Source organism: Pusillimonas sp., assembly GCF_035515275.1.
Taxonomy (GTDB): Bacteria; Pseudomonadota; Gammaproteobacteria; order Burkholderiales; family Burkholderiaceae_B; genus Pusillimonas.
Genome location: NZ_DATJBQ010000001.1, coordinates 1 through 14,325, shown reverse-complemented (window position 1 = coordinate 14,325; position 14,325 = coordinate 1). Strand labels below are relative to the sequence as shown.

Genomic DNA, 14,325 nt, shown 5'->3' with positions numbered 1-14,325 from the left:
TTGCCAACCTCACCGCGTTCGCGGTGCCAAACTATATCTCCTGGCATTTGTCGGGCGAGCTTATCGTCATGGTCGTCATCGGCGGCATCGGCCTGGTGACCGGCCCGATTTTTGGTGCCATCGTGTATCTGGTGCTTGAAGAGCTGCTCAAGGGTTGGACGACGCATTGGATGCTGATAATGGGGCCAATTATTGTTGTCATCGCGCTGGCCGGTCGTAACCAGTTTTCTTGGTTCAAGGCCTTGTTCAAGCGTCCGGCATCAGCAGGGGTGCCTATCAAGACGCAGCCCGTCACTGGAGAAGCACCATGAAAGCCCCCTCGCTTACCGTAGACGGTCTGGTTCGTTATTTTGGCGGCCTCAAGGCAACGGATGAAGTCTCCTTACAGGTGCGGCCCGGCGAGCTGCACGCCATTATCGGCCCCAATGGCGCCGGAAAGACCACGCTTATCAATTTATTGACGGGCGAGCTGGCCTCAGACGGGGGCCGAATCCGCATTGGCGATGTCGACGTTACCGGGCAACCGGTGCAAGACCGGGTCGAGCTGGGCCTGCTTCGGTCCTATCAGATCACCTCCGTGTTCGATTCCTTTACCGTGTGCGAAAACATTTGCTTGGCGGCACGTCGCAAGCATGGTGTGCGCATGGCAGTCTGGAAGCCTCTGACCCAGGACCAGGCAACCATGCAGACCGCCCGGCGAATTATGGATGAATGCCAACTGACGCACGTCGCCGACGAGTCTGCCGCCAACCTGGCATACGGCCAGCGCCGCCAACTTGAAATCGCCATGGCGTTGGCCGCCGAGCCTCGGTTGTTGCTGCTGGATGAGCCCATGGCCGGCATGAGCGCGGTTGAGGGCGCGGCGGCGATTGAGCTGCTGCGCTCTTTAAAGGGGCAATACACCATTGTCCTGATCGAGCACGACATGAACGCGGTGTTTTCCTTGGCTGATCGCATCAGCGTTCTGGTGTACGGAAAGGTCATTGCCACCGGCACGGCTGACGAAATCCGTAACCACCCCGAAGTGCGCAAGGCCTATCTGGGCGACGACGAAGACGCCTGAACCGACTGCAGGAGCCGTAATGCTATCTATTCAAAACCTGGCCGCAAAATATGGCCCTTCGCAGGCACTGTTCGACGTGCAGCTCGACGTCGCGGAAGGCGAGGTCATCGGCCTGATCGGCCGCAACGGCATGGGCCGAACCACCGTCATCAAATGTTTGTTCGGCTTGCTCCAGCCTTGTGGGGGCAGCATCAGGCTCGACGGCGCCGACCTGAACGGCCTGGCGCCCTACCGGATTGGTCGCATGGGGGTGTCGCTGGTGCCCGAAGGCCGGCAGATCTTCCCCACACTAAGCGTCGAAGAGAACCTGATCGCCACTGCCTCCAAGACGGCAGGCAAGGGGCAGTGGAATCTGACCAAAATCTATGAACTGTTCCCGCGGCTGCAAGAAAGGCGTACCAATATGGGTAACCAGCTTTCGGGCGGCGAGCAGCAGATGCTGGCCATAGGCCGGGCGTTAATGACCAATCCGCGCCTGTTGGTGCTTGATGAAGCCACCGAGGGTCTCGCGCCTGTTGTGCGCGCCGATATCTGGAAGGTGCTGGCGCGGCTGAAGCAGCAAGGCCTTTCTATGATCGTGGTGGACAAAAACACCAAGGCCTTGTTGCGTCTGTCGGATCGCAATGTCATTTTGGACAAAGGCGTCACCGTGTGGCGGGGCAGCTCGCCCGAGCTGTCTGCCCAGCCCGAGCTTATCGCGCGTTACGTCGGCGTTTAGAACAGCCAGCTGTGTCAGGCGGGTACTTTCTGCAGCGATTCCTGCTCTGACGCTTGTTCTTCGCGTATACGCTGCTCGAGCTTGCGTCGGGCCCGCACGGCGCCGGCATCTCCGGGCAGCAGCACGGGGCCCAGGCTGAACAGGTCGTCGGTGCCCATGGCCAATTGCTGCTCGCGCAACATGGGTTTGTCCTGGTTGCTGAACGCGTTGTACATAATGGCCTGGCGACGCTCATTGATCTGTTCGTCGTCCACGTTGAAGCGGCGCGTCAGCCAAAAATAATAATGAGACGTCGTTTCTGTTTCGGGCGTCACAATATGGGCGTTATCGGTAAGCAGGCCGTCGCTGCCTGTGGCGTCCAGGGGGGTGATGGCAATGTCCAGGTGCATGATGCCGGGGGCACGCCAACGAACTTCGGTCTGGAAATTAACCGGCTGGCCCGGTTCGGGCATCAGGCGGTCATACGCCGGCGGTGCGCTGTCATGTTCGCAGGTCCAGGTGATGTGAACCTCGTCGCCGTGTTCTGTCACGTTCAGCTTGGCGCTGGTAAAGGCGCCTCCGCCCACCGAATCAGCATGCAGGAAATCTGCATGGCTCAGGTCCATGACATTGTCGGCCACCAGCTTGTAGTTGCAGTCTGTCCATAAGTAGCCGCGCGAGGCGGCGTTGGCCCCCGCCGCGTGCAAACGCGAAAAATCGGGCAGCAGGTTTTCGTCTGCACCCTCGGCCTCACCCATCCAGATCCAGGCAATACCGTCTTTCTCGGCAACAGGGTAGGCCTTGACGCGCGCAGCAGCCGGCGTGTTCTTGCTATGAGGGTTGGCAACGCAACGTCCGGTGCAGTCGAACTGCAGGCCATGGTAGCCGCATTCGATGGCATCGCCCTTGATCGTGCCCAAATGCAGCGGCACAAAGCGGTGCGGGCAACGGTCGTGCAATGCGGCCAGGCTGCCGTTGCTGCGCCTGAAGAACACCACGGGCTGATCGAGCAGCTTGCGATGAAACATTTGCCCGGCGGCGATTTCGTCGGTCCAGGCCGCCATATACCAGGCGTTCTTCAGAAAGGGCATGGGTGTCTCCTTGTATCGGCGTTAAGCGTGTGCGCCTATTGGGTTTTGTCGATTTCCGGTTCAATGTAGCGTGTTGTGCTGAATCTATATAGCTGATTGCGTTTATTATCAGTATTTGCTTTGTTTATATACATGAAAACCGACCTGAATCTGTTGCGCGTGCTGCTGGCCATTCATGAGACCGGCAGCGTAACGGCTGCAGCGCAACGGCTTGGCATCAGCCAGCCCGCTGCAAGCGCGGCGCTGGGCCGATTGCGGCGAGCATTGGGCGACCCCTTGTTTGTGCGTCGGGGCTTGAACATGCACGCCACCCCCTTGGCTCAAGGCATATTGGGCAAGACCCGAGAGGTCATCGACATAATCGACCACGACATTCTGGCGCCGCCCACTTTTGACCCGGCGGGCTACACCGGAGAGGTGGTTCTGTGCCTGAGCGAGATCGGCGAAGTCGTACTGTTGCCGGCCTTGTATCGTTCTTTGCGCAAGCGGGCGCCGGGCTTGGTGATCAAAACCATTAGCCTGGGGCCCGAAGAACTGGACCAGGCCATGCACGACGGAAGGGTCGACATGGCCATAGGCTATTTCCCAGACCTGACCAGCGCCGACATTTATCAGCAACGCTTGTTTTCACATGTGCTGGCCTGCATGGTCAGGCAAGGCCACCCTGTAAAAGGCTCGCGCATGACACTGGCTCAATTCAGGCAGGCCGAGCACTTGCTCGTGCGCGACGGCAGCCGCACCATGGAAATGTACGAGCAGCACATTTTGTCACAGGGCATACAGCGCAAAGTTGGGCTTCGAATGTCTCATTACATGAGCGTGCCGGGCCTGGTCGAAGAATCTGACCTGGTGGTGGTGCTGCCCCGAATCATTGCCGAGCAGTTTGCCCGAAGCGCTGCGCTCAGAGTGCTGGAGCCGCCGGCGGGCATTCCCCATTACGACCTCAAGCAGTATTGGCACCGTCGTTACCACCACGACCCGCGCATCGCGTGGCTGCGAAAAGCCGCTTTTGAAATTTTCGAGGGCTATCTTCAAATGCCCACCAAGCTGACGCGCGACCCTGAACGGCGTAAACCGCCGCAAGCGCGGGCCGCGCCATAAGCGGTTGCCGCCGGGGTCGGCGGACAAGCGTTAGAATCATGACAAGGCGGGCCTGTGGGTCCGCGCCACTTTATTATCCTCGCTAGCCAAACGGAGATTTCAATCAATGGTAGGTCAAGACGGTGCCAAAGTCAGGGTGCATTGCCCGGTCAATGAAAGCGAAGCGCAATACAACTTGCGCGAGGCGTTTCCCAGCTACCCGCAAACCCGCGAAACCTGGCTGAAGGCCAGCCGCGAGCTGTGCGCACGTGTCACGCCCAAGCTGGACCTTACCTATGGCGATCAGCCTTTGCAAAACCTCGATTTCTATCCGGGGAAGCAGGGTGGGCCGTTGCTGGTGTTCGTGCATGGCGGCTACTGGCAGGGCGGCGACAAGGCCGATGTGGGTTTCATTGCCGGCCCCTACGTTCAGGCCGGCATTAATGTGGCTGTCATCAATTACTCGCTGGCGCCGCAAGCCCCCGTCGAAGACATGGTTTCCGAGGTACAGCAGTCTCTGGTGTGGCTGGCTGCGTTTTCAGGGCCGTTGGGCTTTGACCCCAGCCGTGTGTCGCTGATGGGGCATTCGGCAGGTGGCCACCTGGTGGCCATGATGGTCGCGCGCACCGATAAGCCCGCACCCGAAGGTATGCCCACTATCGTCAACGTGTTTCCCATCAGCGGCGTGTTCGATCTGCCTCCTTTGCTGCCTTCTAGCATCAACACGGCGCTGGGCCTTGATCAGACCCGGGCCGAGGCGCTAAGCCCGCTTGCCTGGCCTGGTCCACAAGACACCCATATACATACCTTTGTCGGCGCGGGCGAAACCGCACAGTTTCATGTGCAGTCCGAAACGCTGGGCCGAGCCTGGAAGGTTGCGCGCCACGACTCCGTGCCCGACACCGATCATTTCACGGTGCTGAACGTGCTGGGCGATGGCTCTTCAAAATACGCGCAGGCCGTTATCGCAGCAATCAAGGGCTAAGGCATGTCTGAACCTGTTCTTGGTAGCTCGGCCGAATGGATGGCTCGCAGCCTGCGTCACGTGTGGCATCCGTGCACGCAAATGCAGCATCATGAGTCGTTGCCGCTGGTGCCCGTCAGTCATGGCAAGGGGGTCTGGCTTTACGACCACGAGGGCCGACGCTACCTGGATGCCGTCAGTTCATGGTGGGTCAATTTGTTTGGCCATGCCGAGCCGCGCATCAATGCGGCAATTAAAGACCAGCTTGATCGTCTTGAGCATGCCATGCTGGCAGGCTTCACGCATGAACCCGTGGTCATGCTGTCTGAGCAGTTGTCTGCCCGCACCAACCATGTTTTAGGCCATTCTTTTTACGCGTCCGACGGTGCTTCCGCCGTTGAAATTGCGTTAAAGATGAGCTTTCACTTTTGGCGCAATATGGGCCGCAGCAATAAGCGTGAGTTTGTTTGTCTTAAAGGCAGCTACCACGGAGAAACCCTGGGCGCGCTGAGCGTAACCGACGTTGCCGTGTTTCGGGACGCTTATGGGCCGTTGCTGGGTCAGGCTCACGTCATCGAGTCGCCCGACGCGCGCCAGGCCCGCAACGGTGAAACCGCCGCCGACTGCGCCCGTCGGGCAGCAGCCCAGCTTGAAGACCTGTTCAATCGCCGCTCGGATTCAATCGCTGCATTGATTGTCGAGCCGCTGGTGCAGTGCGCCACCGGCATGGCCATGTACGACCCGCTGTACCTGTCTTTGATTCGAGAGCTTTGCGACCGTTACGAGGTACACCTTATAGGCGATGAAATCGCCGTAGGCTGCGGCCGTACCGGTACCTTTTTCGCCTGCGAGCAGGCGTCGATCTGGCCCGATTTTTTGTGTTTGTCCAAAGGTATTAGTGGGGGCTATTTGCCCTTGTCGCTGGTCATGACCCAAAGCCGTATCTACGACGCTTTTTATAGCGACGAAGTCTCCAGGGGTTTTCTGCATTCGCACTCATACACGGGCAACCCGCTGGCATGTCGTGCCGCGCTGGCTACGTTGCAAATTTTTGAAGATGACAACGTGCTTGAGACTAACCGCGTGCTGGCCCGAAAGCTCACCACGCTGCTTGAGCCGCTGGCCAACCACCCCCGTGTTCGCCATTTTCGCCAGCAGGGCATGATCTGGGCGTTTGACGTGTCGCTTGATGATTCCGACCTCGATTTTGCGCGCCGCGTCTTTACCTTGGGCCTTAAGCACGAGCTGCTGCTTCGGCCCATTGGCAACACCGTTTATATCATGCCGCCGTACACATTAAGCGATGACGAGGTGCGGCACCTTGCCGTCGGTACGCAGGCTGTGCTTGAACAGGCCTTGGGCAGCGCCTCATGAACCAGTTGGATGCGTTGCGCGGGCGGTTGGCCCAACTCGAGCGGCAAGGCTTGAAGCGGGTGCGCAAGACAACAAGCGGCGCCAACCTTGCCTGCCCCACGGTAAACGGCCACCCGTTACAGGCATTTTGCAGCAACGACTACCTGGGCCTGGCTGGCGACCCGCGCATTGTTCGGGCCTTGCAAGAGGGGGCCGAGCGCTTCGGCGCCGGTAGCGGTGCCTCGCATCTGATCAGCGGGCATCATCAGGTGCATGCTCGGCTCGAAGAGCGTCTGGCGTCTTTTGTGGCCGACCATGTGCCAAATGCGGCCGCGCTTTATTTCTCCACCGGCTAAATGGCCAACGTGGGTGTCATCGCCGGCATGGTTGCGTTCGACGAAAACACCGAAGTGTTTTCCGAGTCGTTGAACCATGCTTCGCTGATCGACGGCATGCGGCTGGCCCGGGCAAAGACCCAGGTGTATGACCATTGCGACGTGATCGCACTAGAGCAAATGTTGTCGGCCAGCAGCGCCGCGAGCAAGCTGGTGGTTACCGACAGCGTGTTCAGCATGGATGGCGACTTGGCCCCTTTGCCGCAAATATTATCTCTGTGCGAAACCTATGATGCCTGGCTACTGGTCGACGACGCGCATGGTTTCGGCATGTTGGGCAAGCGCGGTCATGGCGCGCTGGAGCATTTTGGTCTTAACTCCAGTCGCATTATTTATATGGGCACACTGGGCAAGGCCGCCGGCGTGGCAGGGGCGTTTGTCGCGGCTGATTCCAGCGTCATCGACTGGTTGGTGCAGCGGGCCCGTTCTTATGTATACAGCACGGCTTCGCCGCCCGCCCTGGCTTACGCCCTGTTGGCCAGCCTTGACATTATCGAAGGACCCGATGGCACGGCCAGGCGCGAACATTTGCAGAACCTGATTGGGGTACTGTCAAATAGTCTTGACCTGCGGCGCTGGAACAAACCCGATTCCAATACGGCCATTCAGCCCGTTGTAATTGGCGAGAACAACGAAGCGCTCAAGGCATCCCAGCGGCTGTACGACACGGGTTTTTGGGTGCCCGCCATTCGGCCGCCCACCGTGCCGGCCCATACGGCCAGGCTTCGAATTACATTATCGGCCGCGCACGATGCAAACGCGGTTGCCCGCCTGGCCGAGGCGGTCAATCGCATCGAGCGCAGCCCGGAGGCTGATCAATGAGCACCGCTTCGCATTTCTCCTGCTTTATAACCGGCACTGATACCGAGATTGGTAAAACCTTGATCAGCAGCGCCATGCTGCATGCCCTGGTTCAGCAAGGCGTCAAGGCTGCGGGCATGAAGCCCGTTGCGGCCGGGGCCGAGCAGCGGGACGGCGTCTGGCATAACGAAGACGTCGACAGCCTTAATGCCGCAGGCAATGTCAGCCTGGCTCCCGAGCTGGTCACCCCCTATTTGTGGCGCGAACCCATTGCTCCTCATATTGCCGCGCAGCAATCCGGCGTACAGATGTTTTCCAGCCGCATACTGCAGGCGTATGCTCAGATCGGACAGGCTTGCGATGCCGTGGTGGTCGAGGGTGTGGGTGGTTTTTGCGTGCCGTTGTCCGACTACCTGGACACCGCCGATCTGGCCCGCGAATTGGGGCTGCCGGTGGTGATGGTGGTGGGCCTTAGGCTGGGGTGCATTAATCACGCCCTGCTTACGGTTCAGGCCATTGCGGCGCAAGGGCTCGAGCTGGTGGGGTGGGTGGCCAACACCGTCGACGCGAAAATGCCTTATATGCAAGAAAACATCGACGCGCTGCGCCGCCGCCTGAGTGCGCCCTTACTGGGGCACGTGCCGCGTTTGCAGCCTGCCACATGCCAGGCCGCCGCCGAGCATATCGACTTTACTTTGTTGCCGGGCTGGCCGCGAGGCGACCACCAGGGCGGCTCGGTGCAGCCCGGCCCGCTGGATGCCGCTTAAGGGTCGAGTTCAAGCGGCAACTTTTAAATCACAGTAATCGACCACATATCAAAAGGAAAGGGAGCAGACCGACCATGGCCAGTGCCAATCTGTACGCCGTCTTGCAACAGGGGTTCGCAGCTGATCGCGACACCGTCGCCATTGAAACGCCCGTTCGCACTTATAGCTGGAACGATATCGAGAGCATGTCTGCGCGTTACGCGAATCTATTGGCGGGGTTGGGCTTGCCCGCCGGCGCCCGCGTGGCCGCTCAGACAGAAAAATCGCCCGAAGCCTTGATGCTGTATTTGGCTACGCTTAGGGCAGGCCTGGTGTATTTGCCGTTAAATACCGCTTACCGCGAAGATGAAATCGAATACTTCTTGCGTGATGCAGAGCCTTCGGTCGTGGTGTGCTCGAGCAATAACCAGGCGTGGGTACAGCCGTTGGCCAAGCGCTGCGGGTCCAGCCAGGTATACACGCTGGACGAAGACGGCTGCGGCAGCCTAAGCGATGCCGCAGCGAAAATGGACGGCCATTTCGACACCGCGCAAAGCGGGCCTGACGACCTTGCCGCCATACTTTATACATCGGGCACCACAGGCCGCAGCAAGGGCGCCATGCTGTCGCATCGCAACCTTACCTCCAATGCCCAGGTGCTGCATACCTATTGGGGGTGGTCCGGCAGCGATGTGTTGCTGCACATGCTTCCCATATTTCATGTGCATGGCTTGTTCGTGGCGGCACACGGGGCGCTGCTGGCCGGAGCACGCATGATCTGGCTGCCCAAATTCGACGCAGACCAGGCTTTAAGTTATTTGCCGCGTTGCACCGTAATGATGGGGGTGCCCACGTATTATGTTCGCCTGCTGACCGATGCGCGTTTTACGCGCGAGCTTTGCGCCAATATGCGGCTTTTTGTGTCGGGTTCGGCGCCTTTGCTGGCGGACACCTTCACCGCCTTTCGTGAACGTACGGGCCACACCATACTCGAGCGCTACGGCATGAGCGAGACCGTCATGCTTACCTCGAACCCCTACGATGCCTGCCAGGGCTTGCGCATGGCAGGCACGGTGGGGCGGCCCTTGCCGGGGGTGCAGGCCAGGGTGGTGAATGACAACGACATTCCCTTGGACCCGGGCCAGATCGGACACGTGCAGGTGCGCGGGCCCAATGTGTTTTCGGGTTATTGGCGCATGCCCGAAAAAACGCGCGAAGAGTTCACCGCCGACGGCTGGTTCCGTACCGGCGACCTGGGCCGGTGGGGGTCGGTGCTGGACGACGACGGTAAAGTCATTCAGCCTGTGCCCGACGACTACCTGTCTATTGTGGGACGGGGTAAAGACCTGATCATCACGGGCGGCTTCAACGTTTACCCCAAGGAAATCGAGTCGTTCATCGACGATATTCCGGGCGTGGCTGAATCAGCTGTTATTGGCGTGCCGCATGTCGATTTTGGCGAAGCGGTGATTGCGGTGGTGGTGCCGGCGGCCGACCAAGCGATTGATCCCGAGGCCCTTAAGGCGGGGCTGAAGCAGCGTATCGCCAACTTCAAGGTGCCCAAGCACATCGTCCTGGTTGAACAGTTGCCCCGCAATACCATGGGCAAAGTCCAGAAAAATGTGCTGCGCGAAACCTACGCAGAGCTGGTTTAAGTGCATTTTTTGAGCTTGGCACAGCCGCTTGAAAACGCTCACGCATCCGGTTTTCGTTGCGCACGGTGCAAAGGGTGGGCGTCTTATAGGTAGGGGCTGGCCAGCCAGATGATCTTGTTGCGCAGGCGCTTCAAGAAGGGGATTGCGGCAAGGGTTTCCAGCGTTACCGCGTCGGCACTTCCAATCTCGGTGTCGATGCGCTCTTCGAGATCGCGGGCCATGGCCCGGCTGTAGATTTCGACGTCCAGCTCGAAGTTCAGCCGCAGGCTGCGTGGATCAAGGTTGGACGAACCCACATAAGACCAGGCCCCGTCAATGGTAATAAGCTTGGAATGATCAAACGTGCCGCGCGTTCGCCACACCCGGCAGCCGTTTCGAATAACCTGGTCCAGCTGCGCGGTCATGGCGTAGTTGACCAGTCGCAGGTTGTTCTGTCCCGGAATCACGATGTCGACCTGGATGCCGCGCCGGGCTGCCGTGTTGATGGCGCCCAGTAGCGCTACGTCGGGCAAGAAATAGGGCGACTGAATGCGTATGTTTTTCTGAGCCACGGCAAAAGCACCCAGCAACATATTGTGCGTGCTGAGTATGCTGCGGTCGGGGCCTGAGCGCACGCACCTTGCAGGCACCCTGGGCGTGGGCGGCGCCCAGCTTTCGCAGCACCATATGTCATAGGGCAGCGCCTCGCGGGTGGTGAACTCCCAATCTTGGGAAAACACGGCGGTAAGCTGTAAAACTATCGGCCCTTCCATCTTGAAATGCGTATCGCGCGCAGGCGGCCGCCCGGCGTCGTCAGAAACGAAACCTGCGCGTATGTTCATGCCGCCGGTAAAGCCGATGCATCCGTCCACGATCAGGATCTTTCTGTGGCTGCGCAGGTTGGCGTACGGCATGCGCAGCCCTAGCGGGTTGGTCATGAACAAGGCCGTGCGAACGCCGTTTCGTCGCAACAGCCTGACAATGGGCGGGCGCGAATACTTTGAGCCGATGGCATCGATCAGCACACGTACGTGGACGCCGCGCTTCACGGCGCGCGCCAGGGCGTCCACAATCTTTCGCCCTTCGCTGTCGTTGTCAAAGATATAGGTCTGCAAAGCGACCGACACTTTGGCGCCTTCAATGGCCTCTACCATGGCCGGATAGGTTTCGTCACCGCTATTCAGCAGTTGTATGTAGTTGCCGTCGCACAGCGGAAAGTTGCTCAGGCTGTTTCCCAGAGTCTGCAATGAAGAGAACTGCGACGCCGAATAGGGCACCACGTCGGCAATCGGGGTGTCGTCCAGCGTTGTGTAGTGGCGAAGTGATTTGTCGCGCTGCTGTACCAGTTGATCGTGGCGTACGCGGTTGATGCCGGCAATTAAATACAAGAATGCGCCGAACAAAGGCGACAGCAAGATAATGCCCACCCAGCCAATGGCCGCCCGCACATCTGTTTTGGTCATCGACGCATGAATTGCAGCCGTTGCGGCGGCGGCTACGGTGAACAAAAATACAATATGTGGCCAATACTCGTTGAAGAAGGCCTGCAAGTAAAGCGGCATGTCTTGATGGGGATTGGAGGGTTGTGGAACGGCCCAAATGGGAATAGGTGGTTGCCAGGCGCGCTCTCGTTCACGACACGGCCCCGCCAAGTATATCGAAGTGCCGTACCGTAAGCGGTCGACGGGCGCGTAGCCTTTCCCCCCCGCGCATTTAACCCCTGGCGCGCCTGGCCGGCATACATGACGTCTGCACAAAACCATGTTAGAATCTTCATTCTTTATCGGTGCCAGGCCGATGAAGTCAGCGGTGACCGTAGCTCAGTTGGTAGAGTCCCGGATTGTGATTCCGGTTGTCGTGGGTTCGAGCCCCATCGGTCACCCCAGAATTCTCTTGTTAAATCAAGCAAAAACGCCGCTGCCTACAGCGGCGTTTTTTGTATCTGCTTAGGTCAAGAGGCGGGTGTAGAAGATCTTTGCTATTGATTGGGCTTAAGCAGCATGCCATGCTGGGCAGCACCAATGACACCCATTGATTCGACTCCAAAACGGGCGCAGTCGCCGCGCTTTCAAAATTGCGTCCTCGCAACTTGTGTGTGAATCCAGGTCGATTTGGTTGGTGTGATGCGGCATGAAGGCGCACCCCGTCGTCGCGTTGTGGACGCCATAGTCTCCGTTTGGCAGTCGTCCGTCGTCCAGTATGAAATGTGGCACTGTCGCTCCCTTGTGCAGTTAGATCGAGTTCCCGCGTCTTTCGCGCGGCTACAAACTCACATCAAATTATATTTTTGTTACCCCTGTGGCTGCCTTACGCAATGTTGTTTCGAAATTGAAATTTGCGATGGGCGGACTTAGCCATGTGCGGGGCGATGGCCGTCGCGCTCTTTAATCGTGGGCTACGGTTGTGTCCTGGGCCGATCTACCCTGGGATCAATACGGCAGGCCAGGGAATTCTTCTTTCATCAAGCGCAGCACTCGACGACGAACCTGCGCGCGCCTTTTGGCATGGCCGATTTCGTCGAATGGGGAGGGTGGCGGCGGAGGCCAGTCCATGCCCATTAAGTGTAGTGCGCGCACGGCAATATCGTAGCGTTGTTGGTGTACGGTCATAAGAGTTCCGAGGGGGGCTTGCAGAGCAGTTTTAGCCTGCAGAGCCAGATAAATGCCCTCGGCAGATTCGTGACCGACTTCGACGAAACCGGTGGCAAAGGGTCATGCGAGGTGTGACCGGGCCGTGTGAAGTAAGTTCGGAGAGGCTCGGCGTCGTATTGACTCGCTGCATCCATACTGAGGCATGCGGGCGTATATCACCAGCTTTACTTTGTATCTCTTATATCCCAGAAATTGTGTGGGTAAAAATCACCCGCCAAAGCGGACGTTCTAGCGTCCCTCGAGCAGTGGGGGGGCCGGCCCGGCGCGTATATTTCATAAGGCTATTGCGCCTTACCTTTCGAGTCATCTCGGGGCGAGGGTATGGTGTCGGGATGCTTTTGCGAGGCGGGCTCGGTGGGGGGCTTTGACTCCTGTGTCAGTTCGCGGGCTTTTGGGCCCATGACTCCCGGGTAGCTGCCCATGTCGGCACGGATTGGCGGCTTAGCGGAGCTAGGCCCGTCGTGGCGTTGAAGTCCAGGTGTATTGTGTTGGGGACTGGTATGGCCAGCGTTCTTTTTGGTCGGCTCGCCCGGCTCATCGATGCCCGAGCGATATTGCCCGGGGCCGAAAGGCTCCTTCCGCTGTGCCTCTGTTTCTTCACGGTTTAGGCGGGTTTGCTTGTCAAACGCTTCTCGCCGGCCTGCGGCCTCGGTAGGGCGTTGCAGTCCTAACTCAGCTCGGGGGTCGAAATCATGCGCGGTTTTTTTGCGGTTCTTATCGGTGGGTTGATTTGCAGGCGGCTTATTTGAAGTCATGGCGTACTCCTTGCGGTCAGTCCAGAGACAGCAAGGGGTGTTCCCGCAGGAGCACCGGCTCGGTCCCGCCCGGCTAGGGTAAACTTGTTCGGTCTTCCGGGCCGAAGGATTCCGATAAACACAAGTGGACCATAGATGGTTGGGGGCGCGAACATGAGAAGAATATTTGCGGGGGCGGGGTTTGCCGTTTTCCTTACGGTATTGGCCTCATGTGCGCAGTTGCCTTCCCTGGAAGGCCGCTCGGTTACCACCGCGTTTGACGACACGCAGGAAACCCGGTTGGGCCGCGCGATACAGCCCATGGCCAATAACCATCCCGGCAAATCGGGTGTCGTGCCCCTGACACGCGGCGGCGACGCGTTTGCCGCCCGGGCGTTGATGACGCAGGCCGCGCAGCGGTCGATCGACATCCAGAACTACATCTGGCACGACGACATGGCGGGCATCTTGTTGTTCAATGCTCTGGTCGAGGCCGCAGACAAGGGCGTACGCGTACGGTTGCTGCTCGATGACAACAACACCGATGGGTTGGACGGAGTACTGGCCGCACTCGACAGCCACGACAATATCGAGGTGCGCCTGTTCAATCCCTTCTTGTATCGAAATTGGCGCTGGGTCGGTTACCTGACGGATTTTTCGCGTCTGAACCGCCGCATGCATAACAAGTCGTTCACCGTCGACAATCAGGCCACCATTGTGGGCGGCCGCAACATTGGCGATGAATATTTCGGTGCCTCCGACGAGTTTTTGTTTATTGATCTTGATGCGCTGGCCGTAGGGCCGGTTGTCAAAGATGTGTCGAGCGACTTTGATCGCTACTGGGCCAGCGCCTCGGCGTATCCGGTCGGGCTCATTCTTGAGCGGGCTGACGACGACGGGCTTGCGCGGCTGCACGACAATGCGCAACAGGTGGCGCGCGACCCCAAGGCCGCCGGCTACGTCAAGGCGATGAATGAACTGTCCATTGTGACCCAGCTTCTCGATGGCAGTATTGAGCTCGAGTGGGCAGTTACCCGCATGGTCAGTGATGATCCATCCAAGGGGTTGGGCACGGCTGACACCAACGAGATGCTGCCCGAAAGGCTGGGGCGAATC

General features: G+C 59.0%; 11 protein-coding genes, 1 tRNA gene and 2 pseudogenes. 11 read left to right on the top strand and 3 right to left on the bottom strand.

Features of this window, described 5'->3' with window-relative positions; genetic code table 11:
* The 3 genes and pseudogenes from VL003_RS00070 to VL003_RS00060 form a co-directional block, all read left to right on the top strand.
* Positions 1-311 (top strand): annotated as a pseudogene (locus VL003_RS00070) (branched-chain amino acid ABC transporter permease); the annotation flags it as partial.
* On the top strand, positions 308-1,063 hold the full coding sequence (locus tag VL003_RS00065) for an ABC transporter ATP-binding protein (RefSeq protein ID WP_325438334.1): 756 nt from the start codon (positions 308-310) through the stop codon (positions 1,061-1,063). The pseudogene VL003_RS00070 and the gene VL003_RS00065, both read left to right, overlap by 4 nt.
* Positions 1,064-1,082: 19 nt before the next feature.
* Positions 1,083-1,781 (top strand): ABC transporter ATP-binding protein, encoded by a 699-nt coding sequence (locus tag VL003_RS00060; RefSeq protein WP_325438332.1) that lies wholly within the window; start codon positions 1,083-1,085, stop codon positions 1,779-1,781.
* Between the two features lie 14 nt (positions 1,782-1,795).
* Here VL003_RS00060 and VL003_RS00055 read toward each other — a convergent pair whose 3' ends face one another.
* Positions 1,796-2,851 (bottom strand): aromatic ring-hydroxylating dioxygenase subunit alpha, encoded by a 1,056-nt coding sequence (locus tag VL003_RS00055; protein ID WP_325438330.1) that lies wholly within the window; start codon positions 2,849-2,851, stop codon positions 1,796-1,798.
* Between the two features lie 132 nt (positions 2,852-2,983).
* Between VL003_RS00055 and VL003_RS00050 the strand changes: the two genes are divergently transcribed.
* The 6 genes and pseudogenes from VL003_RS00050 (at position 2,984) to VL003_RS00025 (ending at position 9,845) form a co-directional block, all read left to right on the top strand.
* Positions 2,984-3,952: a LysR family transcriptional regulator gene (locus tag VL003_RS00050; RefSeq protein ID WP_325438328.1), complete on the top strand. Its 969-nt coding sequence runs from the start codon at positions 2,984-2,986 to the stop codon at positions 3,950-3,952.
* 106 nt (positions 3,953-4,058) lie between these two features.
* On the top strand, positions 4,059-4,916 hold the full coding sequence (locus VL003_RS00045; protein ID WP_325438326.1) for an alpha/beta hydrolase: 858 nt from the start codon (positions 4,059-4,061) through the stop codon (positions 4,914-4,916).
* Between the two features lie 3 nt (positions 4,917-4,919).
* A complete protein-coding gene (bioA, locus tag VL003_RS00040; RefSeq protein WP_325438324.1) occupies positions 4,920-6,269 on the top strand; it encodes an adenosylmethionine--8-amino-7-oxononanoate transaminase in 1,350 nt (449 codons plus the stop codon).
* A pseudogene (gene bioF / locus VL003_RS00035) lies at positions 6,266-7,465 on the top strand (8-amino-7-oxononanoate synthase). The gene bioA and the pseudogene bioF overlap by 4 nt, the downstream one beginning before the upstream one ends.
* Positions 7,462-8,211 carry a dethiobiotin synthase gene (bioD, locus tag VL003_RS00030; protein ID WP_325438322.1) on the top strand — a complete coding sequence of 250 codons (750 nt, stop codon included), beginning with the start codon at positions 7,462-7,464 and terminating at the stop codon, positions 8,209-8,211. The pseudogene bioF and the gene bioD overlap by 4 nt, the downstream one beginning before the upstream one ends.
* Before the next feature lie 74 nt (positions 8,212-8,285).
* Entirely contained in the window at positions 8,286-9,845 is a 1,560-nt protein-coding gene (locus tag VL003_RS00025) for a malonate--CoA ligase (protein ID WP_325438320.1), read from the top strand.
* Positions 9,846-9,928: 83 nt separating this feature from the next.
* Here the strand turns inward: VL003_RS00025 and cls are convergent, their stop codons facing one another.
* A complete protein-coding gene (gene cls, locus VL003_RS00020) occupies positions 9,929-11,386 on the bottom strand; it encodes a cardiolipin synthase (RefSeq protein ID WP_325438318.1) in 1,458 nt (485 codons plus the stop codon).
* A gap of 247 nt (positions 11,387-11,633) precedes the next feature.
* Between cls and VL003_RS00015 the strand changes: the two genes are divergently transcribed.
* Positions 11,634-11,709: transfer RNA gene (locus tag VL003_RS00015), tRNA-His, on the top strand.
* 544 nt (positions 11,710-12,253) lie between these two features.
* Here VL003_RS00015 and VL003_RS00010 read toward each other — a convergent pair.
* Complete coding sequence (locus tag VL003_RS00010; protein WP_325438316.1) at positions 12,254-12,433, bottom strand: hypothetical protein; 180 nt, start codon at positions 12,431-12,433, stop codon at positions 12,254-12,256.
* Between the two features lie 950 nt (positions 12,434-13,383).
* Here VL003_RS00010 and VL003_RS00005 point away from each other — a divergent pair.
* Positions 13,384-14,325: phospholipase D-like domain-containing protein (locus VL003_RS00005; protein ID WP_325438314.1), on the top strand; the 942-nt coding region annotated here is incomplete at its 3' end.

Coding starts and splice junctions, on each gene's coding strand:
- VL003_RS00065 (WP_325438334.1), top strand. CDS start 308: ATGAAAGCCCCCTCGCTTACCGTAGACGGTCTGGTTCGTTATTTTGGC.
- VL003_RS00060 (WP_325438332.1), top strand. CDS start 1,083: ATGCTATCTATTCAAAACCTGGCCGCAAAATATGGCCCTTCGCAGGCA.
- VL003_RS00055 (WP_325438330.1), bottom strand. CDS start 2,851: ATGCCCTTTCTGAAGAACGCCTGGTATATGGCGGCCTGGACCGACGAA.
- VL003_RS00050 (WP_325438328.1), top strand. CDS start 2,984: ATGAAAACCGACCTGAATCTGTTGCGCGTGCTGCTGGCCATTCATGAG.
- VL003_RS00045 (WP_325438326.1), top strand. CDS start 4,059: ATGGTAGGTCAAGACGGTGCCAAAGTCAGGGTGCATTGCCCGGTCAAT.
- bioA (WP_325438324.1), top strand. CDS start 4,920: ATGTCTGAACCTGTTCTTGGTAGCTCGGCCGAATGGATGGCTCGCAGC.
- bioD (WP_325438322.1), top strand. CDS start 7,462: ATGAGCACCGCTTCGCATTTCTCCTGCTTTATAACCGGCACTGATACC.
- VL003_RS00025 (WP_325438320.1), top strand. CDS start 8,286: ATGGCCAGTGCCAATCTGTACGCCGTCTTGCAACAGGGGTTCGCAGCT.
- cls (WP_325438318.1), bottom strand. CDS start 11,386: ATGCCGCTTTACTTGCAGGCCTTCTTCAACGAGTATTGGCCACATATT.
- VL003_RS00010 (WP_325438316.1), bottom strand. CDS start 12,433: ATGACCGTACACCAACAACGCTACGATATTGCCGTGCGCGCACTACAC.